General features: G+C 43.6%; 23 protein-coding genes (1 of these 23 running past the window's edge). 12 read left to right on the forward strand and 11 right to left on the reverse strand.

The genetic code is table 11. The features are described from left to right. Together EO130_RS01265 and EO130_RS01270 are read right to left on the reverse strand one after the other, a co-directional pair. Window positions 1-713 carry the start of an Ig-like domain-containing protein gene (locus EO130_RS01265; protein WP_127139720.1) on the reverse strand. Its footprint begins 1,471 nt before the window's first position, so 713 of the gene's 2,184 nt are visible here — the first part of the coding sequence; its start codon is at window positions 711-713; the stop codon falls past the left edge of the window. 124 nt (window positions 714-837) lie between these two features. Further along, complete coding sequence (locus EO130_RS01270; RefSeq protein WP_127139721.1) at window positions 838-1,524, reverse strand: ZIP family metal transporter; 687 nt, start codon at window positions 1,522-1,524, stop codon at window positions 838-840. A 56-nt stretch (window positions 1,525-1,580) separates the two neighbouring features. On the opposite strand from EO130_RS01270, the gene EO130_RS01275 reads away from it, so the two are divergent. After that, on the forward strand, window positions 1,581-2,747 hold the full coding sequence (locus EO130_RS01275) for a THUMP domain-containing class I SAM-dependent RNA methyltransferase (RefSeq protein WP_127139722.1): 1,167 nt from the start codon (window positions 1,581-1,583) through the stop codon (window positions 2,745-2,747). A 140-nt stretch (window positions 2,748-2,887) separates the two neighbouring features. On the opposite strand, the gene EO130_RS01280 is transcribed toward EO130_RS01275, so the two are convergent. From EO130_RS01280 to rlmD, 4 genes are read right to left on the reverse strand one after another with little or no spacing between them, the layout of a single operon-like run. Next, on the reverse strand, window positions 2,888-3,226 hold the full coding sequence (locus tag EO130_RS01280) for a VOC family protein (protein ID WP_127139723.1): 339 nt from the start codon (window positions 3,224-3,226) through the stop codon (window positions 2,888-2,890). A 1-nt stretch (window position 3,227) separates the two neighbouring features. Further along, window positions 3,228-3,983: a DUF6048 family protein gene (locus tag EO130_RS01285; protein WP_127139724.1), complete on the reverse strand. Its 756-nt coding sequence runs from the start codon at window positions 3,981-3,983 to the stop codon at window positions 3,228-3,230. Further along, window positions 3,964-4,482 carry a DUF6452 family protein gene (locus EO130_RS01290; RefSeq protein ID WP_127139725.1) on the reverse strand — a complete coding sequence of 173 codons (519 nt, stop codon included), beginning with the start codon at window positions 4,480-4,482 and terminating at the stop codon, window positions 3,964-3,966. Before EO130_RS01290 ends, EO130_RS01285 begins: the two co-directional genes overlap by 20 nt. 30 nt (window positions 4,483-4,512) lie before the next feature. Next, on the reverse strand, window positions 4,513-5,925 hold the full coding sequence (rlmD, locus tag EO130_RS01295; RefSeq protein ID WP_127139726.1) for a 23S rRNA (uracil(1939)-C(5))-methyltransferase RlmD: 1,413 nt from the start codon (window positions 5,923-5,925) through the stop codon (window positions 4,513-4,515). A 234-nt stretch (window positions 5,926-6,159) separates the two neighbouring features. Between rlmD and rocD the strand changes: the two genes are divergently transcribed. After that, window positions 6,160-7,443: an ornithine--oxo-acid transaminase gene (gene rocD / locus EO130_RS01300; RefSeq protein WP_127139727.1), complete on the forward strand. Its 1,284-nt coding sequence runs from the start codon at window positions 6,160-6,162 to the stop codon at window positions 7,441-7,443. Here rocD and EO130_RS01305 read toward each other — a convergent pair whose 3' ends face one another. The 3 genes from EO130_RS01305 to EO130_RS01315 all read right to left on the reverse strand — a co-directional run bounded on the left by EO130_RS01305 (window position 7,444) and on the right by EO130_RS01315 (window position 12,442). After that, window positions 7,444-8,499, reverse strand: coding sequence for an LD-carboxypeptidase (locus EO130_RS01305; protein ID WP_127139728.1), 1,056 nt, complete (start codon window positions 8,497-8,499; stop codon window positions 7,444-7,446). 59 nt (window positions 8,500-8,558) lie between these two features. Beyond that, window positions 8,559-9,878 carry a carboxypeptidase-like regulatory domain-containing protein gene (locus EO130_RS01310; protein ID WP_127139729.1) on the reverse strand — a complete coding sequence of 440 codons (1,320 nt, stop codon included), beginning with the start codon at window positions 9,876-9,878 and terminating at the stop codon, window positions 8,559-8,561. Between the two features lie 116 nt (window positions 9,879-9,994). Next, the gene (locus EO130_RS01315; RefSeq protein ID WP_127139730.1) at window positions 9,995-12,442 is read right to left on the reverse strand and encodes a M14 family metallopeptidase; all 2,448 of its coding nucleotides are present in this window, start codon (window positions 12,440-12,442) and stop codon (window positions 9,995-9,997) included. A 158-nt stretch (window positions 12,443-12,600) separates the two neighbouring features. Between EO130_RS01315 and bshC the strand changes: the two genes are divergently transcribed. Next, entirely contained in the window at window positions 12,601-14,205 is a 1,605-nt protein-coding gene (bshC, locus tag EO130_RS01320) for a bacillithiol biosynthesis cysteine-adding enzyme BshC (protein WP_127139731.1), read from the forward strand. 212 nt (window positions 14,206-14,417) lie between these two features. Here the strand turns inward: bshC and pgmB are convergent, their stop codons facing one another. Beyond that, window positions 14,418-15,077 carry a beta-phosphoglucomutase gene (pgmB, locus tag EO130_RS01325; RefSeq protein ID WP_127139996.1) on the reverse strand — a complete coding sequence of 220 codons (660 nt, stop codon included), beginning with the start codon at window positions 15,075-15,077 and terminating at the stop codon, window positions 14,418-14,420. 208 nt (window positions 15,078-15,285) lie between these two features. Between pgmB and guaA the strand changes: the two genes are divergently transcribed. Genes guaA through EO130_RS01345 form a run of 4 tightly spaced genes read left to right on the forward strand, consistent with a single transcriptional unit; the run spans window position 15,286 to window position 19,901 of the window. Next, a complete protein-coding gene (gene guaA / locus EO130_RS01330) occupies window positions 15,286-16,818 on the forward strand; it encodes a glutamine-hydrolyzing GMP synthase (protein ID WP_127139732.1) in 1,533 nt (510 codons plus the stop codon). Further along, window positions 16,815-19,001: a LysM peptidoglycan-binding domain-containing protein gene (locus EO130_RS01335; RefSeq protein ID WP_127139733.1), complete on the forward strand. Its 2,187-nt coding sequence runs from the start codon at window positions 16,815-16,817 to the stop codon at window positions 18,999-19,001. Before guaA ends, EO130_RS01335 begins: the two co-directional genes overlap by 4 nt. Continuing rightward, window positions 18,979-19,383 (forward strand): OsmC family protein, encoded by a 405-nt coding sequence (locus EO130_RS01340; RefSeq protein ID WP_127139734.1) that lies wholly within the window; start codon window positions 18,979-18,981, stop codon window positions 19,381-19,383. The genes EO130_RS01335 and EO130_RS01340 overlap by 23 nt, the downstream gene beginning before the upstream one ends. Then, window positions 19,371-19,901: a DUF922 domain-containing protein gene (locus EO130_RS01345; protein WP_127139735.1), complete on the forward strand. Its 531-nt coding sequence runs from the start codon at window positions 19,371-19,373 to the stop codon at window positions 19,899-19,901. The genes EO130_RS01340 and EO130_RS01345 overlap by 13 nt, the downstream gene beginning before the upstream one ends. Window positions 19,902-19,968: 67 nt before the next feature. Here the strand turns inward: EO130_RS01345 and EO130_RS01350 are convergent, their stop codons facing one another. Then, complete coding sequence (locus EO130_RS01350) at window positions 19,969-20,832, reverse strand: hydroxypyruvate isomerase family protein (protein ID WP_127139736.1); 864 nt, start codon at window positions 20,830-20,832, stop codon at window positions 19,969-19,971. Window positions 20,833-20,875: 43 nt separating this feature from the next. On the opposite strand from EO130_RS01350, the gene EO130_RS01355 reads away from it, so the two are divergent. The 5 genes from EO130_RS01355 (at window position 20,876) to EO130_RS01370 (ending at window position 25,368) form a co-directional block, all read left to right on the forward strand. Beyond that, window positions 20,876-21,118: a DUF3820 family protein gene (locus tag EO130_RS01355; RefSeq protein ID WP_127139737.1), complete on the forward strand. Its 243-nt coding sequence runs from the start codon at window positions 20,876-20,878 to the stop codon at window positions 21,116-21,118. A gap of 49 nt (window positions 21,119-21,167) precedes the next feature. Next, on the forward strand, window positions 21,168-22,802 hold the full coding sequence (locus EO130_RS01360) for a CTP synthase (protein ID WP_127139738.1): 1,635 nt from the start codon (window positions 21,168-21,170) through the stop codon (window positions 22,800-22,802). A 65-nt stretch (window positions 22,803-22,867) separates the two neighbouring features. Then, window positions 22,868-24,739, forward strand: coding sequence for a membrane protein insertase YidC (gene yidC / locus EO130_RS01365; RefSeq protein ID WP_127139739.1), 1,872 nt, complete (start codon window positions 22,868-22,870; stop codon window positions 24,737-24,739). 82 nt (window positions 24,740-24,821) lie between these two features. Beyond that, complete coding sequence (locus tag EO130_RS15635; RefSeq protein ID WP_262707318.1) at window positions 24,822-24,950, forward strand: hypothetical protein; 129 nt, start codon at window positions 24,822-24,824, stop codon at window positions 24,948-24,950. A 7-nt stretch (window positions 24,951-24,957) separates the two neighbouring features. Next, entirely contained in the window at window positions 24,958-25,368 is a 411-nt protein-coding gene (locus EO130_RS01370; protein ID WP_313781243.1) for a DUF6515 family protein, read from the forward strand. Window positions 25,369-25,574 lie beyond the last annotated feature (206 nt).

Genomic DNA, 25,574 nt, shown 5'->3' on the forward strand with positions numbered 1-25,574 from the left:
TTGGATACGATAATTTCCGGTCCCGTATTGTCGGAAATAAAGGCAACATCGAAGTTGGCAGTATTGTTGGCGAGATCTATCGCCTCAATCCTAAAGGAATTTTCTCCTTCGGATAATTCCAAGGTGTTAATGTTGAATTCAAAGACCTCATCCGAGAATTGTTGTAACAACTCATTGTTTAAAAAAACCTGTATTGTGCTTAGGGCTTCGTTGTCGCTCACTTCAAAGGTCACGGTATTGGTATCTCCATTGATGATGGCTCCATTTTGAAGGGAAACATTGGAAATGGAGGGCAATTCATTGTCAATGTTGATGACCTGCTCTGCGGAACTTTGGTTACCGGAAGTATCTGTGGCGACAATTTTAAGGGTATAGTCCTGGAATTTGCCCGAACTCGGAATTTTCGAAGCGTATTCGGAAAGGTCGATAGTAATTTGGAAAGGTGCGGTTGTATCCTCGCCCACTTTTTGGTCGTTGATGAAGGCTTCCACCTTTGCTACGCCTCCCGCATCCTGTGCATTGATTTCAATAGTGATTTGATTGCTGAAAACCGGAGTTGACCCACTTGGTGAGCTATTGGCACCAGCAACAGCAAAATTTATAGTAGGTGCTATAACGTCGGGCTCCGGAGCAGGATCTTCGGAGTCTGATGAACATGAATATAAAATACTGAATGCAATAAGTAGAATAGAGGTAAGGCGTAAAAGTTTCATATTGTTAGTTTAGTTGTGGTAAAATAATGTTTTTTTTAAAAAGAGCAGGGTGCTTTTATCTTAAAAAGTAAGAAAAATCTGTAAATTGTTGATTTTCAGAAATTGTAGGTTTCTAGAGCTATAACTATACCAAATAGGCAATCCCGATTCCTAAGATAATCACAACTAATTTCCTCAGATTGAAGGCATGCCCTTGGGCACTTTCAAACAAAATAATGGTGGAAATATGGAAGAACACCCCAATGGTCAAAGCCGTTAATAGGTGCCCGTAGTCCCGTACCCATGGAACGGTGGACAAATAACTACCCAAGGGGGTCATTAGGGAAAAGGCCCCAATAAATAACAATACGGTGCTCAACTTCATCTTGGAATTGATCAAAAAGATACTCAGAATAATGGCGATGGGAATCTTGTGGATAATGATTCCATAAAGTATGGAGTCGTTATCGTGTATAGGTACACCTTCGACCAGGGCATGTACGGATAGACTTAGGAACAAAAGTGTAGGAAACTTATTTTCCTTTAATTGAATGTGCATATGCCCATGTTCGGCTCCTTTGGAAAAGAACTCCAAAAAAACCTGTAATAAAATCCCTCCCAAGATGTAAAGTGCTATTATTTTGGGATTGTGGCCGTGGTACACATCGGGTAGCAGTTCAAAAAAGGTAAGGGACAATAAAAAGGCGCCACTAAAGGCCAACAACAGTTTTATATTGTTACTGTTCTTCGGCTTTGCGACCCAAACGAACACAAAACCGAACCAAACGGCTAAAATGGGCACAATGTAGATAATGGCGGAAGGAAAATTCATATCGGGAATTAAAGGGGCAAAAATAACCTATTTTTGCGGAAAGATTTAAGGATAGTATGACAGGGAATTTTAAAATGATGGCAAAAACGCTCTACGGGTTCGAGCATATCTTGGCTAAGGAGCTTCGTAATTTGGGTGCTGGCCATGTTGAGGAAGGTGTTCGTAATGTTACTTTTGAAGGTGATACGGGTTTTATGTACAAGGCCAATCTGTGCCTTAGGACTGCTTTAAAAGTCTACAAACCCATCAAAACCTTTCAGGTGTTCAATGAAAAGGATCTTTACAGACATATCCATGACATTGATTGGCCCTCTATTTTTGATGTGGAAAAGACTTTTGCCCTTGATAGTATCACTACTACGGAGGTCTTTGATAATTCCATGTTCGTTTCCTTAAAAGCAAAGGATGCCATAGTGGACAAGTTTAGGGCTGTGGTGCGAGAGCGCCCCAACGTGAAGACCCAAGACCCCGATATTCGAATCAATATCCATATTTATAAGAATACCTGTACCGTTTCCCTAGACAGTTCGGGCAACTCCCTACATCAAAGAGGATACCGTATTTTGACGAACATAGCTCCTATCAACGAGGTGTTGGCTGCTGGTTTATTGCTCAAGAGCGGATGGGATGGTCAAACGGATTTCTTGGACCCCATGTGTGGGAGCGGGACTTTCTTGGTGGAAGCTGCCATGATTGCTTGTAATATTCCAGTGAACATCAATAGGGAATCCTACGCTTTTATGCACTGGAAGGATTATGATGCCGAATTGCACCAGAAAATAGTGGATGCCAGCTTAAAAAAGGTCAGGGAATTCCACCATAAGATCATAGGGTACGATAAGGCTCCTTCTGCGGTGCGAAAAACACAGGAAAATGTGGATCATGCCAATCTATCGGATTATATCGATGTGGAACGAAAGGACTTTTTTAGGACCGAGAAACCCGTGGAAGGTAAATTGCACATGGTCTTTAATCCGCCTTATGGCGAGCGTTTGCCCATTGAGATGGAGGAGTTTTACGCAAGGATAGGGGATACCTTAAAGCAAAATTACCCAGGGACCGAAGCATGGTTGATCACTTCCAATCTAGAGGCGTTGAAACATGTGGGGTTAAAGACTTCCAAAAAAATCAAGGCCTTTAATGGGAAACTGGAAGCACGATTGGTAAAATATGATATTTACGAGGGGAGCAAAAAGGATAAAAATCAGGACGGCAATCCGTAGTTTTAAAGAAAAAGATTAGTCCATTATCCAAAAAAATAAAGGTAGGAAAAAGCAAAAGATTTGTTTAGATTTGGAAAGTGTTTAAAACACAGCTAACTAACTCAACCAAATTTGTAAAAGGAGCCCCACAAGGGTTCCTTTTACTTTTCGGACCAAATGGCCAATTCATTTCCCGATGGGTCCATGAAATGGAAACGCTTCCCGCCCGGGAACCCAAAAATCTCTTTGCTGATGGCCCCTCCACTTTTAATTACTTTTTCCTTAATCGTTTTAAGATTCCCATGATAAAGTACGACAAGGGCGCCATTCTTTATGGGTTCGGTGCTCAATTCAAAACCGCCAGTAATACCGGCCTCAGAAAATGAAACATAACTGGGACCATAATCCGTAAATTCCCATCCAAAAGCTTCACTGTAGAAATTTTTGGTCTGCCCTAAATCCGTTGATTTGAACTCTATATAGTCAATGGGAGTTTTCATCTTACTGCTCGGCTTCTGGTTGCTTCTTTTTCGATTTTTTGTAGAGGGGGATAAAGTAGGAGATGGAGTAGTTATAGTTCACCCCAAAATTACTTCCATCAGTCACTTTGTTGAATCCTGGAATCCAAAGATTGGGAAATTGCTCATCTTCTGTATTGGTGATCAAAAATCCCAGTCGTGCGCTCATACCCACAAAAATATTGGCAAAAAGCTCCACTTTTGCACCGACAACAAATTCCAACCATGAGGCTGAAAGTCCGCTGAACTCACGGTTCGGATTTTCTCCCGGTAAAAATTCCTCGTTGAAAAATTGATTGGTCTCGTACAGACTGTAATCATTCAGGGTTTGGGTGAAACTGGCGAAGGCATACCTACCTCCAATGGTAATGGCGTTGTTCATCCCATACCAATTGGTGTAGGTGTTGACGTCCACCCCTGCCTTAATGTAACTCCCTGAGGTCTCATAGTCATACAACAGTGTGTTGAGCAAAGTTTCGTCCTGCTTTTTGGTCTCGTTTCCAATTTCGGCCGCGAGATACAATTTTTGCGTTAGCCGATAATCGCCCACCAGTTCCAGTCCGGTGTAATCTTCATCTGCGAAGGAAAGTATGAGCTTACTGATATCGGCACCCACGCGAAGTCCATATTTTTCCTTGTACTCCACCGTATCCTTTTGCGAAAGATTGATGGGTTCGCTCTGCGCCCATGTAAAAAAAGGCATGAGGCCGATTAAAATGCTAGTGAAATATTTTGACATGGATGTTATCGGTATTTTCGACATTGGGTTGAACAACCTTGATATCTTGAATCCAGTTTTCGGTTCCCTCGGTAAGGGTAACTGAAATGTTATTGTAATTGGTCACAAATCCACAGGCCCTTGATATGAAGGCTTCCTCAAGTTCATAGGAAATGGTCAGGGTATCGATATTCCCGATTTCCTCATCGGTTTCATCATCGTCATCCGAGCCCGAAATAATCTGGTACATCGTGGTAACGGCATTGCTCCGCAATGGTACTTGCAGTGAATCTGGTGAATTGGATCGGTCCCCAAAGGTTGAATTGGTTAGTACGCTATCGATATCCATATTTATGATTCGAATGGAGGGTACGGCCTTCGCCTCTGTTGTATCGTTCACATCAAAAAAGCCCAAGACCAATAAGGGGGTATCGCCATCAACGCAGATATCGTCCTTTTCGCAGGAAGATACCCAGTAAAATAGAGCGGTGATAAGTAGGGTGGGGATTAGTTTTTTCATTCCGTTTACCTAAGGGTTTATGTTCAAACGCTAGACCCGTTTTTCCAAAAGTACAACATTTTCAACGTGGTGGGTTTGTGGGAACATATCCACCGGTTGCACTTTGGCCACTTTATATTTTTCCTTCATAAGGGCCAAGTCCCTTGCTTGTGTGGCACTATTGCAGCTTACGTAGACAATCTTTGGCGGGGCCACTTGCAATAATTGCTCTACCACTTGTTTGTGCATACCATCCCTTGGTGGGTCGGTGATGATGATATCCGGCTGGCCGTGGGCCTTGATAAAATCATCATTGAATACATTTTTCATGTCCCCGACAAAAAATTCCACGTTTGAAATTTGGTTGTGTACTGCATTGGCCTTTGCATCGGCAATAGCTTCGGGAACAGATTCGACCCCAATGACCTTTTTGGCATCTTTCGCTACAAACTGGGCAATGGTGCCTGTTCCTGTATATAGATCATATACCAGTTCATTTCCTGATAGTCCGGCAAAATCCCTTGTTACTTTATAAAGCTCGTAGGCTTGGGCCGAGTTGGTCTGGTAGAAGGATTTTGCGTTGATCTTGAATTGTAAACCTTCCATTTCCTCGAAGATATGGTCGCGCCCCGCAAAACAGATTACCTCCTGGTCATAAATAGTATCATTCGCTTTGGAATTGATGACATACAGTAGGGAGGTGATTTCTGGAAAGGTAACTTTTAGATGATTTAGCAACAGCTCTCGGTACTCCTTGTGCTCCTCGAAGAATTGGATAAGTACCATAATTTCGCCAGTGGAGGAGGTACGAATCATCAAAGTCCTTAGCAGCCCTTCCTGTTTTCTCGGATTGAAAAAACTTAGCCCATTTTTATTGGCAAACTGTTTTGTTTCCAAACGGATGGCATTGGAGGGGTCTTCTTGTAAGTGGCACTTTTTGATGTCCAAAATCTTGTCCCACATCCCTGGGATATGGAATCCAAGCGCATTTCTATCATCGATATCTTTGTCGGAATCAATTTCTTTCTGGGTCAACCATCGACTGTCCGAAAAGGAAAACTCCATTTTGTTTCGATAAAAGTATTGTTCCTTGGAGCCCAAAATGAGATTGGTCTCTGGCAATTCCAAGTTACCGATGCGCTTCAGGTTATTTTCCACCTCTTTTTGCTTAAAATAGAGTTGGTGCTCATAGCCCATGTGCTGCCATTTGCAGCCCCCGCAAGTACCAAAATGTTGGCATACTGGTTCCGTTCTTCTATCGGAAAGGGTGTGGAATTTGGTGGCAACCCCCTCAAAATAGGCTTTTCGTTTTTTGGTGGTCATTACATCCACTACATCCCCGGGTACGGCATTGCTCAGGAAAATTACTCGTCCATCAGGGGCTTTCCCCACCGACTTTCCTTTTGCTCCCGCATCGATAACGGTTACGTTTTCAAACGTTTTTCTCCTTCTGTTTTTACGCATGGCACAAAAGTAAGTTCTTTTTGGTATTTCGGGGAACGCAGCTTCTTAAATTGCATCTAAACTTTTGGTTGTTACAGCGGGAAAGGCATGACGAAAATTATATTTTCATCAATTAATTTGTAATTTGCGGGCACTCCAAGGGATGATTTCTCTCCCACGCTGCTTTTTCGAGACTTCGAAAGAATAAAGGTACAGTAGGAATGGTTATTTTATCAATTTTAATCATTTAATGAAATGGCTGTTTTAGAGCATTTAACATCGCAGCAAGCGATAGATTTGGAAAACAAGTACGGAGCGCACAACTATCACCCATTACCCGTGGTCCTGAGCAAAGGCGATGGGGTCCATGTATGGGATGTGGAAGGAAAGCAATATTACGACTTCCTCTCCGCGTATTCTGCCGTAAACCAGGGGCACTGTCACCCCAAAATTATTGGCGCCATGATGGAGCAGGCAAAAACCTTGACCTTGACTTCGCGCGCATTTTACAACGATATGTTGGGGAAATTTGAGAAATACGCTACGGAGACTTTTAATTTTGACAAGTTGTTGCCCATGAACACGGGTGCCGAAGCGGTTGAAACTGCACTGAAAATCTGTAGGAGATGGGCATACGGCAAAAAAGGAATTCCGGAAAACCAAGCGCAGATTATTGTTTGTGAGAATAATTTCCACGGCAGAACCACTACCATTATTTCTTTTTCCAATGATGAAGTGGCCCGAGATAATTATGGTCCTTACACCGAAGGTTTTATCAGAATCGAGTATGATAATTTGACCGCTTTGGAGAACGCCCTTAAAAGCAACCCCCATGTGGCCGGTTTCCTGGTCGAGCCGATACAGGGCGAAGCTGGGGTTTATGTGCCCTCCGAAGGATATTTGAAAGGGGCCAAGGCGCTTTGCGAAAAATACAATGTGCTTTTTATTGCGGATGAAGTGCAAACGGGCATTGCCAGAACGGGACGTTTGCTCGCCACCTGTGGGAATTGCAGCTGTGCAGATAAAAACTGTAGTGGCACACCAGAAGTAAAGCCCGATATTTTGATTTTGGGCAAGGCCCTTTCTGGAGGTGTTTATCCGGTTTCGGCGGTTTTGGCCAACGACCCCATTATGGAAGTAATCACACCAGGGAGCCACGGAAGTACCTTTGGTGGGAATCCTGTAGCGGCAGCTGTTGGCATGGCCGCTTTGGAAGTGGTCAAAGAAGAAAAACTGGCCGAGAATGCAGAAGTATTAGGTGAGCTTTTTCGAGAGGAACTAAATAAGTTTATACCCCAATGCGATTTGGTGGTGAAGGTTCGCGGGCGCGGGCTGCTCAACGCCATCGTCATCAACGATACCGAGGACAGCTCCACGGCATGGGATATTTGCATGGCACTCAAGGAAAACGGCCTATTGGCAAAACCGACCCATGGAAACATTATCCGGTTTGCACCACCTTTGGTGATGAACCGTGAACAATTGCTGGATTGCGTGTCCATTATTATTGAGACATTGCGCCAGTTTAAGAAAAAATAATTATTGGCAAACAGCAGCTTCCATCAAACGAAGCTGCTTTTTGTAGGCATTGAATCGGGCCAAGATACCAATGGGAAGCGTTCCATTCTGTGGAATGTGCCCAAAACTCATTCCGTAAACTGCGGGTATGCCCAAGGGGGCAAGCCTGTCTGTAATCACCTCTTTTAGCGTAAAATTATCGGTGGTCCGTTTGCGGTCGCAACCCTTGCATACCCCAAATATGATTCCCTTAGCTTTTACAAAGGATTCCACTTGAGTGAGTTGTGTGAGCATACGATCCATACGATATGGAGCTTCTTCCACGTCCTCCAAAAAAACAATACGGTCGGTAAAGTCAATTTCATAAGGGGTTCCTATCATGGCCGTAACCAGCGATAAACTTCCGCCAACAAGCTCTCCTTCTGCCATTCCAGGTGTAATGGTGTACCGATAATACTCGCTGTTTCGGTACTGTTTGGGGTCTTCCAGAATGGCATTTTTAATGGGAAGCATCTCTTGGGGTTCCATTAAAACTTTTTTGAAATAGGATTGGCTATATTCATCGTCCAATGTTTTGCCCACGGGTCCATGAAAGCAAACAAGTCCCGTCTTTTTATAAAAGGTGTTGATAAGGGCAGTGATATCGCTAAAGCCAATAAATGCCTTGGGGTTGTTTGCAATGGTCTCGTAGTCCAATAGATCCAAAATTCGGGTGCAGCCATAACCGCCACGAGCGCAAAGAATACCATCGATGTCCGGATTGGCAAACATCTCGTTGATGTCCTTTGCCCGTTCTTCATCCGTATTGCTAAAATATCCGTGATTGCCTTCTATCCGGTCTGTATAAAAAGCCTTGAACCCCATTTTTTTCAGGGTGTCCACTGCAAGATAAATGGACTCTGTATCCAAAGCAAACCCAGGAGCTACCAAGCCAATAGTATCTCCCATTTGTAAGCGTTTGGGTTTTATTTTAGGTATGGGTTGGACGGTGGAAGCATTGCTCCATCCAATTTGGTGCAAAAGGGTCGCCGCACCAAGAGCGGTAGCCGATTTTAGAAAACTTCTTCTTTTGGACATTTATATGGGATTAGGCACCACAAAGATAAAAATCCAAATAGTAAGGTGGTAAAAATGGTTTAATCGCTGCTGCGCTCCTCTCTGCGAAGCTGTCTTTGAATCTTTCTAATGGCCGATTCAATAGATTTTTCAGGTTCAATGATGTTATACTCTCCCCAAAAATCAGGGTCTGAGAAACCAGAGGCCTCATCACTTAGGATTACGGATTTTCGAATACGTTGACGGTATTTTGGCCTTTCGTCCTTGCCGACTTTTTCCCAGTCGGTTACGGCCATTTCAGCGGTCATGCTGTATTGTGAATTGAACCATTTATCGGCCCAGTCCACTTTGAACTCCATAAAAACACTGCTATACCCATAAAACCATTTCCCGTCTTTTTCCCTGTAATCCACACGGTAGGAGACTTCGGTGGGCCACACGTCCACTCTCGCTGGTTTTTTCCGTACAAAAAGCTGTGCGGCCATATCCCTGTCCGTAATATTCAGTGAAAATATGGCGCCTGTCAAAACTTTCTTGTCGACATCAATGTACAGCTCGCCTCGATAAAGGGGTTCCAGTACATCTGGTCGTTGGTCAAACTTGATGACATAGATCAATTGATCGCTGGTACGCGTGGAACGGTCAAAGGTGAACTTGTAATCTTCCAACATTTCCTCAGAAAATAGATAATCTGGATACTTCATCAAATCCACATAGAGCGTATTGTAAGGTCCTCCTTGTAGTTTAAGGGCCACGGTGTCCAATTTGCTGTAGTCCGTACTTTTTCTTGCCTTGTATAGCTCCACGGCATCTTCACGGTTGATATTGTATGGTGTTTTGTACACATTGACCACGGCTTCTGCCAAGGATACGTTCTTTCTTCTTCTTTTAATGGTTTCCCTGTAGAATGCGGTCATTAAGGTAGGGTCCGTAAAATAGTTTTCGCCCCTATTCTTCAGTGTTTCCTTAAAAAGGGCCATCGCATCCTTTGGGGCGTTAATGTTTACCTCAGATAATTGGGTTGCCGATACTTCAAGATAGATTTCATTCTTTTCGTGTTGTAGGCTCGAAATAGGGATTTGTTTTGTTCTGTAGCCCAAAAAAGAAATGATAACGTTTTTATCGAGGTGTTCCTTCGGAACTTTTAAAAGAAAGTTCCCTTCTGTATTGGTAATGGTACTGATATTGGTGCTTTCTACCGTAAGGGTAGCAAAGACCAAGGATTTATTGCTTGATTCCTCTTTGACCTCACCGCTGTATTCATTGTATTCCATGGCAACGGTTTCTTCCTGCAGGGCCAAGCCACTAAAAGGGTTGATTAGGAATATGGCCACTAAGAATGCAATTCGCAAGGCGCCGGATTTTAGTTTTAAAATCAGAGAAAGGTTGATAGGTGACATAGGTGCAATTTTCTTTTTTTCCATTCTACTAAAGATACAAAAAAAAGGACATACGCTTTTGTTCGGATTGCGTTAAAAACCAAACAATACGCTAAATGTCAACCTTTAAGAGTGATCTATTCTACCATAAAAAGGGCATTGGCAAAAAACAGTTTTCCGTTCTCCCAAAATCCTCTAAAAAGCGGATTGTCCACCATATACACCACTTGGCCGCGGCCATAGTTTTCCACCCCAAAGATTAGCGTTTCTGCAATACGCTTTTGGGCCTCTATACCCGCAAAACCAGAAAATGGTTTGGTATTCTGCTCCAGATAAACAGCGTTGCCGTAATCTAGATATTCGTAGGCACTGCTACCCAACTTTAGTGAAAAATAATCTGAATCGTACCCATAGGCAAGCGGGTTCGAATTGTCCACCTTAGTTTTGAAAATAGCTCCGGTAATGGCTCCCTTGATGCGTTCCCTCTCCCAATCTTCATAAGGTTGCGGGGAATTTTCACTGGTATCCTTTTCCATTTTCTTTTGTTTGATTCCGAAACCATTTTCTCCGTCAAGTGCATTTATGGACCCTCCCATGGCTATAATTTTTCCACCTTGGCGAACCCAGCTTTTCAACTCGGAAAGTTTGTCCTCACTAAAATAGTTGCCATAACGCCCGTCGGGCAAAATCAAAATGTGGTACTCGTCTAAATCCACCCTATCGGCATATTCATCATCGATTACGGTCAAAGGATAATGCAATTGCTGTTCAAAAAAGTGCCAAATTTCCCCAAATCGTAGGGTAGAGGTGGGGCCACCGGACAAAACGGCTATTTTGGGTTTGGTGATCATTTGAATGGATGACGACCCAAAGTCTTTTCCTGAATCCACAAAACCGGTACTGGTTGCCGTGATGTCCTTGTTGAATTTTTGGACAATGGAATTCAGGGCAGTGATAAAATCTTTTTTGTTTTCATTATCACCTTTGGTGATGATCAAAGTACCACGGTCAAAGGACTTGCCATCAATGCTAAAGGGGTGGTCAGCTTTGCGGACCCTTATACCTTCATTGAGCAAAGCAGCTAAAAAACGGGCATCTTCCATACTGTTCCAATCCGCGAGATAGGCATAGCTGCCACTGTTGATGCTGGAGCTAGCCACCCTCGGTTGCACCGCTTGTGGCGAAACTGTGGAGGTGGAAGCAATAGCATCCAATCCATAAGCATAAGGCAACGACCAAGCGGTAATGTCGTACGTCAACGAATCCGAAAGTTTGGCGTTGGGCTCGAACAGCACTTTTACCAAGGTTCCTTTAGGTTGATCTGTAGATACGACCATGCCGTTTTTATTGATGGTCAGGCTACCTGTACTACCAGAACTGTAATGATGTCCTTTGTAAGAACCGCTCTCAAGGTCTCCGTATGCAATGTTGTGCTTTTCCAAAAGGGACTTTAAGGCGTTCAATTTGTCTTTATCTCCTTTCAGCACGTAGCTCTTGTACTTGAATGCTTTGTTTTGATGGAACTTTCTAAATTCTTCGTTGAGTTTTTGTGCATTTTGGGAAGAGACCTCCACCGTAGAAAGCCCCGTTGTAAAGTGATGGGCAATACGGTCCTTCAAGGTAAGGGTGTCTCCAATGGAGGTGATAATACCCAATCCGGCCCTTCCGCTTCCACCTTGCTCATAGGTCATCCCGATGGAACCATTGTACATGGGATAAGTATCCCCATAACTTGGATACAACAAGTCAAATACCTCTTTAGTGAAATAGAACCAACCATTGGCATCAAAATATTTGGCATGGTTCCTACCCAAGGTTACCTGAAAATTTCGTTGGAAATCTGTTATCACTTCGTGATAGGGTTCCGCCGCCGGTGCAAAATAATAGGGGTTGTCCACACCTTGTTCATGGAAATCCACATGAACATGGGGCAACCATTGGTTGAACACTTTTAGGCGCTGCTGGCTTTCCACTTGCGTTAGCCAGGCCCAGTCACGGTTCAAATCGAACATGTAGTGATTGCTCCGACCACTCCACCAACCTTCGTGGTGCTCCTTACTGTTAGGGTCCACTTGGTATGGGGTATTTTTGAATTGATTGTACCAGTTGCTGTACCGGTCCCGACCGTCGGGATTGATACAGGGATCCATAATCACCACCGTGTTCTCTAAATAGGAGCTTTTGTTGGTCAACAGTTCATAAATGGTTTTCATGGAAGCCTCGGTACTCACGCTTTCGTTACCGTGCACGTTATAACTCAACCAAACAATGGCCTTGGATAAATTCCCCGTTCCTTCCGTATCTTTCAAATGCTCCTGACGAATATTCTCCAAATTGGAAAGGTTTTCCGCAGACGATACATAAGCCAAAATGAGGGGTCTCCGCTCATTGGTCTGTCCGTAAACGGTTAGTTTTACCCTATCGGGAGCTGCTTCGGCCAAGTATTCGTAATAATCTACCACCTCATGATGGCGACTGAACTGTGTTCCGAGTTCGTATCCCAAAAATTCAGAGGGGGATTTTAATTGTTGTGCGGAGGCGGAAATCGCGACTAAGAAAACAAGAGAAAGTAAAAATCTGGTCATGCTTGGGTTAATTGATTCTACCAAATCTACTAATAAATTAGGGCAGAATCCTAATTTTTGGATGGGCCTTGGCCAAATTTGCATAAAATTCAATTAACGTATTTTTAGGATCAGAAACAAAGAAGAGACTTATCTTTGAACACCTCATTATCGATTGAATGGAAGTAGAATGTATACCCTTTAAGGAAACTGGTTATTTTTCTCAACTGATTTGCGATTATTTAGAACAGAAAAAAGCATTAGCTCCTTTTTACCATAGGTACCCACTGGCCGAGAATTTTGATGACCAAATACAAGAGAAGATGGCCAACTTCCCTAAAGAAAACCGCACTATGCTGGTTGCTGCCCTAAAAAGGCAGTATCGGGATGTTGCGACTTCCAAAGCGACTCGAAAGAACATAGAATCCCTTCAAGACGGTACATCCTTTACCGTAACAACGGGGCATCAATTGAACCTGTTTACCGGGCCACTGTACTTTCTGTATAAAATTGTATCTACCATCAATCTGGCCAAAAAACTGAACAAGGAACATCCCAACAACCATGTTGTACCTGTATATTGGATGGCCACAGAGGACCATGATTTTGAGGAAATTAACTACTTCAACCTGCATGGCAAAAAGGTGCTTTGGAACAGAAAGGCTTCTGGGGCGGTGGGCCGACTTTCCATAGAAGGTCTGGAAGATGTATTTGATGTGTTTGCCGCTGAACTGGGCAATTTGGGACTAACGGAAGATTTAAAGACCCTGTTCCAAAAGGCTTATTTGGAGCATGGGACCTTAACGCAGGCCACTCGTTATTTGGCCAATGCCCTGTTTGGGGAAGAAGGGTTGGTGATTGTTGATGGTGATGACAAGGAACTCAAAAAATTGTTGGTGCCCTACGCCAAAACGGATATACTGGAGCATGTTCCGTATCAAAAAATAAATAAAACCATCGAGGCTTTGCAAGAGGCCTCTCCGGATTATACCATTCAGGTCAACCCAAGGGAAATCAATTATTTTTATTTAAAGGACGGTCTCAGGGAGCGTATTATCCTCAAAAAGGGGAAATATCACGTCATCAATACCCATTTGGATTTTACTAAGGAAGAACTCCTAGCGGAACTGGAAGAAAATCCAGAACGATTTTCGCCTAACGTGGTGGCCCGTCCGCTCTATCAAGAAGTAATTCTGCCCAACCTGTGCTACATTGGTGGAGGAGGGGAGTTGGCCTATTGGTTGGAACTTAAGTCCTATTTTGATGAGGTAGGGGTTACGTTTCCGATGCTGATGTTGCGCAATTCAGCTTTGCTGATTACCGAAAAACAATCGGAAAAGGTGGAAAAGATGGGGCTGAAAGTATCCCATTTGTTCATGAAGCAACATTCGCTAATCAATAAAAAGATACGCGATATTTCCAACATTGACATTGATTTCTCTCCCCAGAAAAAGTTGCTGGAAGAGCAATTTCAGCATATGTACGAGTTGGCTGAAAAAACCGATAAAAGCTTCTTGGGTGCAGTCAAGGCGCAGGAAGTGAAGCAAAAAAAAGGGTTGGATAATTTGGAAAAGCGTTTGTTACGGGCCCAAAAGCGGAAACTAAAGGACCATGTAGTACGCTTAACGGAACTACAGAACGAATTGTTTCCCAATCAATCGCTACAGGAAAGGCAACTCAACTTTTCCGAAATGTACCTGCACATGGGAGAAGGTCTTATTCCTTTGTTGTTGGACACGTTGGATCCGTTCTCCAAGGATTTCACAATTATTCGGCACGAATAGGGTAGCACCCTAAACTTTTCCATTTGTTTATTTTCTAAAAAAATTGAAAACCTTGGTAGGGTATTTTCCTCCAAGGTTGTTTCATTACCGTAAATAGCTATGAAAATTTAAATTTTGAGTTGGTTAACTCATATGTTTAGGTTGGTTTTGATTTTATTGAAAAGCCCCGGAGTGGTTCCCGGGGCTTTTTGTTTTTATAAACTTTGAGGGAGCTAAAACAGTTCCTTAAAATGTGATTTTACCTCAAAAAGGGTAGCCTCTTTCATGGTGTTGAAGCGAATATCCGCGTGACCTACACGCTCTTCAGGTCCGATACCAACACTATGAAACTTTCCAGCTTTGGCAGCATCGATGCCTTTTTCAGCATCCTCAAAAACGATACAATTTTCTGGGGGGAGTCCCAATTTTTCAGCAGCGTAAAGGAAAATGTCCGGTTCGGGTTTGCTTTTGGAGACGCTGTTCCCATCGCCTATCACATCAAAGAAATGTGTAGCGTTCAATTGTTTTAAAACCTTTATGGCGTTTTTGCTAGCACTACCCAGGGCAACCTTGAATCCCTCAGATCGTAGATGGGTTAGAAGTTCGCGAGCTCCGGGGAGGTAGTCATCTGGAGTCATGTCATCCAGACTCGCCACATAAATATCGTTTTTTTTGGTGGCCAGTTCCTCTACCGTGGCATCATCCAAAGTAACTTGGTTGTAATCCATAATCACTTTTATCGAATCCATTCGGGAGATTCCCCTGAGTTTTTCATTGAGTTCACGGTCGAATTTCCAGTTCATATCATCGGACAGTTTCTTCCAAGCTTCGTAATGGAGTTCGGCCGTATCGGTGATCACACCGTCCAAATCAAAAATAAATCCCTTGATCATGGTCATTAGTGTTTAGACCGCAAAGAAATAATGAAATCAGTTAAGAAAAAAACTATATAGCAATATGTTCTTTCCGATTGGCGGTGTAAGGCGAATCCAGAACTGGCCGAACTGTTGATAACCCGTTGGAATTACTTGTGGGGAAAACTTGTCATAAATAACCTTTAAAAGATACTTTTGCAACTAAAGCAAATTGCTATTTTTGCCCATGCATAACAACGTACTCATCCTAGACTTTGGTTCCCAGTACACACAATTGATCGCTAGACGCGTTAGGGAACTCAACATTTACTCAGAAATTAAACCGTACAATAAACTGCCGGAAAATTTGTCCGATTACAAAGCAGTAATTCTTTCCGGGTCCCCGTCATCGGTGCGTTCGGAGAGTGCCCCGCATCCCGATTTATCTGAAATAAAGGGAAAAATACCCCTTTTGGGCATTTGCTACGGTGCACAATACCTGTCCCATTTTCATGGTGGCAATGTTGCGCCCTCCGCGACCAGGGAATATGGCAGGGCGAACCTTTCCTTTGTAAAAGAAGGAGAAGATTTTCTAAAGGGTATTGGCGAAGGAAGTCAGGTTTGGATGAGCCATAGCGATACCATCAAAGAACTGCCCAAAGGCGCCATCCGCCTAGCGAGCACCCACGATGTAGAAAATGCCGCATATAAAATAGAAGGTGAAGCTACTTATGCGATACAGTTTCACCCCGAAGTATACCACACCACGGACGGAACCAAATTGTTGGAAAACTTTTTGGTGAACATCGCAGGATTGGAACAAGATTGGACACCCGATGCCTTTGTGGAAACCACTGTTGAGGAATTACGACAAGAAATCGGTGACGAAAAGGTCATTTTGGGACTTTCTGGTGGCGTGGATTCCAGTGTGGCGGCCATGTTGCTGCACAAAGCTATAGGAGACCACCTATATTGTATCTTCGTGAACAATGGTCTTCTGCGTAAAAATGAGTTTGAAAGTGTACTGGATCAGTACAAGCATATGGGACTCAATGTAAAGGGAGTGGATGCTTCGGCACGCTTTTTGGATGCCTTGAAAGGCGAATCGGACCCTGAAAAGAAACGAAAAATCATTGGAAGGGTATTTATTGAGGTTTTTGATGATGAATCCCACCAAGTAGAGAACGCAAAATGGCTGGCACAGGGTACCATTTATCCCGATAGGATTGAGTCCGTTTCGGCTAGTGGAGGTCCATCAGCGGTAATTAAAAGTCACCATAATGTGGGGGGACTGCCTGATTACATGAAGTTAAAAATAGTAGAGCCCTTAAAAATGTTGTTTAAGGATGAAGTGAGAAGAGTAGGTGCCAGTATGGACATGCCGCCCGAAATATTGGGAAGACATCCTTTCCCAGGTCCTGGATTGGGAATTCGTATCTTGGGCGATATCACCGCAGAAAAGGTGGCCATTTTGCAAGAAGTTGACGCGATTTTTATCGATGGATTAAAAAAATGGGGACTTTATGACAAGGTTTGGCAGGCCGGAGCTATGCTTTTGCCCGTAGATAGTGTAGGTGTTATGGGAGATGAGCGTACCTATGAAAAATGTGTTGCGCTCAGGGCCGTAGAAAGTACCGATGGTATGACGGCAGATTGGGTGAATTTGCCCTACGAATTCCTACAAAAAACCTCAAATGATATAATAAATAAGGTTAAAGGCGTTAATAGAGTGGTGTATGACATTAGCTCAAAACCACCGGCAACTATAGAATGGGAATGAAAAAATATATGTTACGACTGGTTTTTACCATGGTCTTATTATTGGTCATGGTGCCGGTTTCTGCACAAAATTATGCTACACACGCGGTAAAGGAAGGCGAAACATTACAAAGCATTTCACAAAAATATCGGGTGACCCCTTACAGCATTTTACAGGCCAATAAGGAAATCAAAACAGCGGCTGATGTAAAGGAGAACACCATCCTCATTATTCCGTTGAAGGGGAGCAAGCCTGCGGAAACCAAACCTGTAACCAAAAAGGAGGAACCCCAGGAGGAGGAACTAAAACCTATCCGCTTTACAAAACATAGGGTGCGGAGAAGGGAAACCCTTTTTGGACTCACTCAAAAGTATAACATTACCGAAGATCAGCTCAAGCGATACAATACCCGATTGTACTCGGAAACGCTGGACAAGGGCATGGTGCTCCAGATTCCCGTATTTCCAGAAATCGACCCTGATGAGGAAAAGGAACTCGATTTTGAAATCTACACCGTGCAGCCCAAGGAAACCCGTTGGAGTATTGCCCACAAATATGGAATTAGTGTGGATAGTCTATTGGTGCTGAACCCCGAATTGGATAAGAATACCAATTATTTGGCTGCTGGTGAAGAACTCAAGTTACCCAGGCCCAAAGGGGATAGTCTAAAAGAGCAAAAAACTGAGATCTTTACTTCATATACAGTGCCACCTAAGATGACCCTGTACAGTTTGGGACGGGAATATGGGATTCCAACGGACTCCATTGTGCGTTTGAACCCAGAAATCATGAAGGAGGTTGGACTTAAGGAAGGAATGGTGGTCCGTCTACCCAAGAAAAAAGAAAAAGCAGGTTTGGTGAACACTGAAAATTATGTGTTTTATGAAGTTAAACCCAAGCAGAATATTTTCAGGATTACCCAAAACCTAAAAATTAGCCGCGACGAACTGTTTCGATTGAACCCTGCACTCGAAAATGGATTAAAGGCCGGGATGGTGCTGAAATTGCCCAGAGAGAAGGCAAAGGAATTGGAAGTCAAAAATGCACTTGTGCTGGATAAAATCAGCTTGGTGGACAGTATCGATGTGGAGAACAGGCCTAAGTTGGTGTATATGCTGCCCTTTCGATTGGACAAAGTGAATGTGGCCGACACCCAAAAAGCGGAAGAGCTCATTAAAAATAGAAGAGACCTAGCGATCAGCCTTGGTTTCTATACTGGAGCCATGGTGGCCTTGGACTCCATCAAAAAACTTGGGGTGTCCGTGGATGTAAAAACCTACGATACCCAATTGGACCAAGCCAAGGTGAAAGAAATTCTCCTAAGGGAAAGCCTGACCGGCGTTGATGTGGTAATTGGTCCATTGGCCGCTGGTCCCTTGGACGAGGTAGCCGTTCAAGCCGCAGCAAAAAATATTCCTGTAATAGCACCGATTGCCTCGGACAGTAAACTGAGCCATAGCAATGTATTTTTCTCTGTGCCCAGAGATGCGGTCCTTCGGGATAAAATGTTGGAACACATGGAGAAAATCCACAAAGATGAAAATATCATCATCATTGCGGATTCGACACATCAAGTGGCGCACGATTCCATTTTGAGCAAGTTTCCCTTGGCCAAGATTGCCAAGGTAATCGACAATAAATCACTGCACTTGGACCAATTTCTGGTACAATTGTCAGAAGAAAAGGAAAATTGGGTGTTTTTGGAAACCGACCAAGTAAACATGGTGTCCAGTGTTACATCTATTTTAAATTCCGCCAACATCTCTAGATTGGATGCCGAAGAAACCGATAAACAGGTTAAGGTCCGCATGTTTACCACCAGTTACAACGGGGCATTTGAAGATGAGGCCGTATCCAAAGCGCATCTGTCAAATTTGAAGTTTACCTATCCTTCATTTTATCGCGAAACGGTGAATGATGCCTTTACCAAGGCCTATACCCAAAAATATGATGGCCTGCTTCCAGACAGATATGCCGTTCGAGGCTTTGATGTGACCATGGATGTTTTGTTAAAACTCGCCTATAAAAAGAATCTTTTTGAAACTTCTAAATACATCGGTTTGACCGAGTATGCGGGTAACAGCTTCGATTATTACAATGATTGGACATCGGGGTATTTCAACAGGGCGTGCTATATCATGGAATATGACGACCTTCGTATAAAAGAGGTAGAGCAAAAAAATGACAGCAAAAGTAACCTATAAGGGAAACCTGCGCACCACCTGTGTGCATGTACGTTCGGGCAGCGAATACATTACGGATGCCCCAGTGGACAACAACGGAAAGGGCGAAGCTTTTTCGCCCACCGATACCGTGGCCACAGGCTTGGCGAATTGTATGATGACCATGATGGGCATAAAGGCACGTGACCTTGGAGTGAATCTTGTAGGTTCTACCGCAGAGGTAACCAAGCATATGGCCGCCAACCCAAGACGGATTTCCAAGATTGAAGTAAAAATGGAACTGCCCTCTTCTGTTTCAGAAAAACATCGGAAAATTTTGGTGCACACAGCGAATACCTGCCCAGTGCACTATAGCCTGCATCCTGACATTGAACGGTCAATTGAATTTAATTGGGTAAAATAATTTCCATAGCATCTGCCTTGTTGCTCGCTTTTTTTGGATTTGGACAAGAAATCGAGGAAGGAGTGCCATGGACAGAAAACGTTCGCCTCACTTGGGCCGATTTTAAAGGTAAGGTCCCCCCAGGACAACCTCCTGCAGCCACCACCGCAAGTGGTATCAGTTACTCCTATTCCGCCAATTTGTTGCACCACGAAGTAAAGTTGGATTTTGAGGTAAACGCCTATTTTTATCCCAATGAATCGTGGTACAAGCCCGAACTTTGTGACGAAAATACCTTGGCTCACGAGCAGCTCCATTTTGATATTACGGAGGTTTTTGCCCGAAAGATGCGCGAAAAATTACGTCGCACCTCCTTTTCCGACGATGTAAAGGCTGAGGTTAGAAAGATTTACCACGATATTCTCAAAGAACTCCAGGAGTATCAAGAGCGATACGATTGGGAAACCAATTTTTCCCGAAATAGGGAAAAGCAAGCGGAGTGGAACAGGAAGATAGCTGAGGCGTTAAAGAACAATTGAATCAGAAAACAAAGGTTTTTAAGGCTATTTTTTATATGTAATCAATCAGCTTCCATGCTGTTCTCTGTCACACATCACACCGCATAAAACCATCTTTGAGCGCAGCAATTTTATCTTCCCATGTCACGATAAATTCCTGTGCCACGTAGCCTTTAAATCCGGTTTCATGAATGGCTTTGATGATGGCAGGATAGTACAGTTCCTGTGTTTCATCGATTTCGTGCCTGCCGGGAACGCCCGCTGTGTGGTAATGCCCAAAATAAGGATGATAGTTTTGTATGCTTCGGATAATGTCGCCTTCTTGGATTTGCATGTGGTAGATATCGAACAGCAATTTAAAATTGTCGCTACCCAAATGTTTGCAAAGTTCCACGCCCCAAAGGGAATTGTCGCACATATAATCGGGGTGGTTCACTTGGTTGAACAGCTCCATTTGTATCACCACTCCGTACTTTTCTGCCAGGGGCATGATCTGCGAAAGTCCGTCCACACAATTTTGTAATCCAACGTAGTCGTTCATACCGTCCCGATTACCACTAAAACAAATGAGGTTGGTGTAGCCCGCTTCCGCCACCTTCGGAATCATTTCGGTGTAATTTTTTATGAGTTGCCCGTGGTACTTGGGGTTGTTCCATCCCTCGGTCAAGCTTATTTCGGCTCCATTGCACATGGAACAATGGATATCATATTTTTTCAAAATGGGCCATCTATCGGGACCCACCAAATCAATGGCCTTAACACCCAACTCGTTCAAGGTTTTCAAAAAGTCTTCCAACGGAATATCGCTAAAGCACCATTCGCATACACTGTGATTAATGTTTCCCTTAAGTTTGAATTCCTTGGCAGGATTTTGAGCAGCGGCCATGGCAGGGGCCGAAGCCAGGCCTGCGGAACCGACCGCAGCCGTGGCGATAAAATTTCTACGTTTCATTTTACGGATTTGTTGTTGGAAAGATAGTATTTTAGGCCTACAAATGGAAATACGTCCCGATTCACAACAGCTTCTGGAACTGGCACATTACAAAATGCCCTTTGGTAAATATAAGGGGCGTTATCTGGTAGATTTGCCCTTGGCCTATTTGGTGTGGTTTCGGCAAAAAGGGTTTCCCCAAGGCAAGTTGGGCGACTACCTCAATACCATGCTGACCATCAAGGATAACAACCTGGAACCCCTCATCAAAAAGCTGCAAAAAGATTTTCCTAGGGAATCTACCTGATTTTTGCCAAGCAATTAGTAATTTTACGCCCCGTAATAGAATGATCAATATGTCAGATACCAAGTACATTTTCGTTACGGGAGGCGTTACTTCTTCATTGGGTAAAGGAATCATCGCCGCATCCTTGGCCAAACTACTGCAAGCCAGGGGATACCGAACCACCATCCAAAAGTTAGATCCATACATTAACGTAGACCCTGGAACACTAAATCCGTATGAGCATGGCGAATGTTATGTGACCGATGATGGTGCCGAAACCGACTTGGATCTTGGACATTATGAACGCTTTTTAAATGTTCGCACCTCGCAGGCCAATAATGTGACTACGGGAAGGATTTACCAAAGCGTTATAGAAAAGGAGCGAAGAGGAGAGTTTTTGGGCAAGACCGTGCAAGTAGTGCCTCATATCACCAACGAGATCAAAGAGCGTATCCAAATTTTGGGTAACAGTGGAGATTACGACATCGTGATCACAGAAATTGGTGGAACCGTGGGCGATATTGAATCGCTTCCCTACATTGAAGCGGTCCGTCAATTGCTTTGGGAATTGGGCGAACACAACGGTATCGTTATTCATCTTACCTTGGTGCCCTTTTTGTCGGCAGCGGGGGAGCTCAAGACAAAACCTACCCAACACTCGGTAAAAACCTTAATGGAAAGCGGTATCAAGGCCGATATATTGGTATGCCGTACCGAACATCAGATTTCGGAGGATATCAAACAAAAACTCGCGCTTTTCTGCAATGTGAAAAAGGAGGCCGTAATTCAATCCATTGATGCATCTACCATTTACGATGTTCCCGTGATGATGCAAGAAGAAGGTCTGGATGCCGTGGTATTGGAAAAATTAGCACTCTCCAATACGGTAGAGCCCAATTTGGAGCAATGGAAGGAATTTTTACAGCGCCATAAAAACCCAAAGGACAAAGTGGTCATAGGGTTGATTGGAAAATATGTGGAGCTTCCTGATTCCTACAAGTCGATACAAGAAGCATTTATCCACGCAGGGGCGGCAAATGAAGTTGAGGTGGAAGTAAAATCCATACACTCCGAACATCTGTCAGAAAAAAATATTGAAAAGAAATTACAGGGTCTCGACGGTATTCTGGTGGCCCCCGGATTTGGGGAGCGCGGTATCGAAGGAAAAGTGACCGCTGTGAGATATGCAAGGGAAAACAATATTCCTTTCTTGGGCATTTGTTTGGGCATGCAAATGGCGGTGATTGAATTTGCACGGACGGTACTTGGACTTTCCAAAGCCAATTCCACCGAAATGGACAAGGACACACCGGACCCGGTTATCAGTTTGATGGAAGAACAAAAATCCATTACCGATATGGGTGGAACCATGCGATTGGGATCTTGGGACTGCCACCTGCAAGAAGGTAGCTTGGTAAAGCAAGTGTACGGGAGCTCCGATATTGAGGAACGCCACAGGCACCGCTACGAATTCAACAACAAATACAAGGAGCAGATGGAGCAGGCAGGTTTGATCGCTTCAGGGCTAAACCCGAAAACAGGCTTGGTAGAAGTGGTGGAAATTCCATCGCACCCATGGTTTGTGGGAGTGCAGTACCATCCCGAATACAAGAGTACAGTCGCAAGCCCGCATCCGCTGTTCGTGGGGTTTGTAAAGGCCGTGTTGGCGCAAAAACAAAAACAAAACAATGCCAGTTTGGCATAAAACGCGGTTTTGGGCATATATTTGCCCTCTGGAATACCGTAACATAGTTCTACTAAACAATATTCATGGAAGAAAAGAAGCTGGATATTAAATCCATTATTGGATTTGTACTGATTTTTGGGATACTCATTTACATGTTTTACCAAAATCAGCCTACGCCAGAAGAGTTGGAGGCTCAAAAAGCAGAGCAGGCAAGAGTTGAGGCGGCCGAGGCCCAAAAAGAGGAAGTATCTAAAAAGGTTCCTGAAAAAGAAGTAAAAACCATTGATCTTAGCGATTCCACAGCCGTTGCACAATATAAGAGTACGGTAGGTGCCTTTGGATTCACCCCGACAACAGAGGGAACCACCCTATTGGAAAATGAAGTGCTGAAGCTGGAGGTTTCCAATAAAGGCGGACAGATTGTAGAGGCCAAAATGAAGAATTTTGTTACCTACGATTCCGTTCCCGTGTATTTGGTAAAGGATGGCAATGCCAACTTTGCATTGAATTTCACTACTACGGACAATCGTGTCTTGAGCACGGCCGATTTATATTTTGAGCCCTCATTGTCGCAAAGTGGGGATAACCAAGTACTTTCCATGAAGGCCAAAGTGGCCAATAATCAATATTTGGAATATCGGTATGAAATGAAGCCCAATGAATATTTGGTGGACTTTACCGTTCGTTCCCAAGGATTGAATGGAGTTTTCAATACCAGTAAGCCAGTAACTTTGGAATGGGACTTGAAAGGAATTCGGCACAACAAAAGTGTCCAATACGAAAATCGATATACCCGATTGACCTATAACCACGACGATGGAAACATCAGCAAGCTTTCGGAAAGCAGCGATTTTGATGAGGAAACCGAAGTGGATATCAAATGGTTGTCCTACCGTCAACACTTTTTTAGTTCCATCTTGGCCACGGACAATCACTTTAAGACGGCCGATTTGACTTCCACCAACTTGGTTGAGGAAGAAAGCAAGGAATTGCAATTTACCAAGGCGTATACCACTAAAGCACCTTTGGAATTTCAAGGAGGGGAACTGTCCCAAAATATGTATTGGTACTACGGCCCCACAGATGTTAAGGTTTTGGATGATTACACCGATCTAGGGCTTGCAGATTCCATTCCATTTGGATGGGGTATTTTCGGGTGGATCAACCGCTACGTATTTACACCTTTTTATACCTTTTTAAGTTCGTTCTTGCCGTATGGTATCGCCATTATTATCATGACCATTTTGGTACGATTGGCACTTTCGCCTGTTACCTACAAATCCTACTTGTCGCAAGCGAAGATGAAAGTGTTGAAACCGGAGATTACGGAAATCAACGAGAAGTACAAGGACAATGCGATGAAAAAGCAGCAAGAGACGATGAAGCTCTACAACAAAGCCGGTGTGAGCCCCATGAGCGGTTGTGTGCCAGCTTTGCTCCAGTTGCCCATTTTCTACGCGCTCTTCATGTTCTTCCCCACATCGTTTGCACTGCGCCAGAAGTCCTTTTTATGGGCAGAGGATCTATCCTCTTACGATACTATTTTTGAGTTGCCGTTTACCATACCATTTTATGGTGATCACGTATCCTTGTTCCCGATTTTGGCTTCCGTAGCGATTTTCTTTTACATGCAGATGACCACAGGGCAGAGTATGCAGATGCAGCAACAGCCTGGGATGCCGAACATGAAGTTCATTATGTACCTATCGCCCATCATGATGTTGTTTTTCTTCAACAACTACGCAAGTGGGTTGAGTTTGTATTATTTCATCTCCAACTTGATTACCATCTTTATTATGTTGGCCATCAAGAACTACATCTTGGATGAGAATAAAATTCATGCCCAGATTCAGGAGAACAAGAAAAAGCCCAAAAAGGAAAACAAGTTCCAGCGTAAGATGCGCGAAATGATGGAACAGGCTGAGGAACAAAAGAAATTAGGGAAGAGGAAATAATTTTCTGTTGAATTTTAGGTAACCCGATTAAACCTTTGGCGTCAAACGATGTCAAAGTGGGGTTAACCATTAATTCAACAATATGAAAAATATGAGATTGGCTCTTTTGCTATTTGCGTTCCTAGCGTTGGGAACAACCGATTATGTGGAGGCCCAAGTAAGACGAACCCCAGAAGAAAGACGAACTGTTCGAAGAAAAACGTCGCCATAATCGAAGGGTGGTTAGAAGGACGCTACGACGCCTACCCGCAAACACTAGACCCTTGGTATTCCGAAATGTGACCTATTATCCCGTGGGCGGAATGTATTTTGTGAAACGGCGAGGTGTATATGTCCGTTCCTTTCCAGCAAGAGGACTCCGTTTAAGGGCATTGCCGGTAGCCGCTGTCCGTATCGTTGTTCGAGGTATTCCCTATCAGTACGCTGATGGCGTATTTTATTTGGAGAAACAAGGTGAATATGAAGTGACCGCTCCTCCTGTTGGTGCCGTGGTAAATGAACTGCCAGAGGATGCCGAGGAAATCGACTTTGATGGCGTGACCATGCACGAACTGAACCAAGCGGTTTATAAAGAAGTGGAAAATGGTTATGAAATCATCGAGGTATTGGAAGCAGAACCTGAGGAGTAGGGCGAATCCATTTACAAAATAAAAAAAACTCCCTCAAGAAGGTCTTGGGGGAGTTTCCATTTACAGGTTTAGTTTGGAAAGATTTGGGACTCCAAAGATGCGGCATAACCTGCATCCAAAAAATTAAAAGTTGTAAAACGGCTTCTTTTTGTGGGTAACCATCCCCTTGTTGATGTGTCATCGATGAACGGTAATATCCATTCGAT

The organism is Flagellimonas marinaquae (genome assembly GCF_003992675.1).
In the GTDB taxonomy this organism is placed as follows: domain Bacteria; phylum Bacteroidota; class Bacteroidia; order Flavobacteriales; family Flavobacteriaceae; genus Flagellimonas; species Flagellimonas marinaquae.

Coding starts and splice junctions, on each gene's coding strand:
- EO130_RS01335 (WP_127139733.1), top strand. CDS start 16,815: ATGAAAAAATATATGTTACGACTGGTTTTTACCATGGTCTTATTATTG.
- EO130_RS01340 (WP_127139734.1), top strand. CDS start 18,979: ATGACAGCAAAAGTAACCTATAAGGGAAACCTGCGCACCACCTGTGTG.
- EO130_RS01290 (WP_127139725.1), bottom strand. CDS start 4,482: ATGAAAAAACTAATCCCCACCCTACTTATCACCGCTCTATTTTACTGG.
- EO130_RS01280 (WP_127139723.1), bottom strand. CDS start 3,226: ATGAAAACTCCCATTGACTATATAGAGTTCAAATCAACGGATTTAGGG.
- EO130_RS01360 (WP_127139738.1), top strand. CDS start 21,168: ATGTCAGATACCAAGTACATTTTCGTTACGGGAGGCGTTACTTCTTCA.
- EO130_RS15635 (WP_262707318.1), top strand. CDS start 24,822: ATGAAAAATATGAGATTGGCTCTTTTGCTATTTGCGTTCCTAGCGTTG.
- EO130_RS01305 (WP_127139728.1), bottom strand. CDS start 8,499: ATGTCCAAAAGAAGAAGTTTTCTAAAATCGGCTACCGCTCTTGGTGCG.
- bshC (WP_127139731.1), top strand. CDS start 12,601: ATGGAAGTAGAATGTATACCCTTTAAGGAAACTGGTTATTTTTCTCAA.
- yidC (WP_127139739.1), top strand. CDS start 22,868: ATGGAAGAAAAGAAGCTGGATATTAAATCCATTATTGGATTTGTACTG.
- guaA (WP_127139732.1), top strand. CDS start 15,286: ATGCATAACAACGTACTCATCCTAGACTTTGGTTCCCAGTACACACAA.
- rocD (WP_127139727.1), top strand. CDS start 6,160: ATGGCTGTTTTAGAGCATTTAACATCGCAGCAAGCGATAGATTTGGAA.
- EO130_RS01350 (WP_127139736.1), bottom strand. CDS start 20,832: ATGAAACGTAGAAATTTTATCGCCACGGCTGCGGTCGGTTCCGCAGGC.
- EO130_RS01270 (WP_127139721.1), bottom strand. CDS start 1,524: ATGAATTTTCCTTCCGCCATTATCTACATTGTGCCCATTTTAGCCGTT.
- EO130_RS01285 (WP_127139724.1), bottom strand. CDS start 3,983: ATGTCAAAATATTTCACTAGCATTTTAATCGGCCTCATGCCTTTTTTT.
- rlmD (WP_127139726.1), bottom strand. CDS start 5,925: ATGCGTAAAAACAGAAGGAGAAAAACGTTTGAAAACGTAACCGTTATC.
- EO130_RS01310 (WP_127139729.1), bottom strand. CDS start 9,878: ATGTCACCTATCAACCTTTCTCTGATTTTAAAACTAAAATCCGGCGCC.
- pgmB (WP_127139996.1), bottom strand. CDS start 15,077: ATGATCAAGGGATTTATTTTTGATTTGGACGGTGTGATCACCGATACG.
- EO130_RS01315 (WP_127139730.1), bottom strand. CDS start 12,442: ATGACCAGATTTTTACTTTCTCTTGTTTTCTTAGTCGCGATTTCCGCC.
- EO130_RS01355 (WP_127139737.1), top strand. CDS start 20,876: ATGGAAATACGTCCCGATTCACAACAGCTTCTGGAACTGGCACATTAC.
- EO130_RS01275 (WP_127139722.1), top strand. CDS start 1,581: ATGACAGGGAATTTTAAAATGATGGCAAAAACGCTCTACGGGTTCGAG.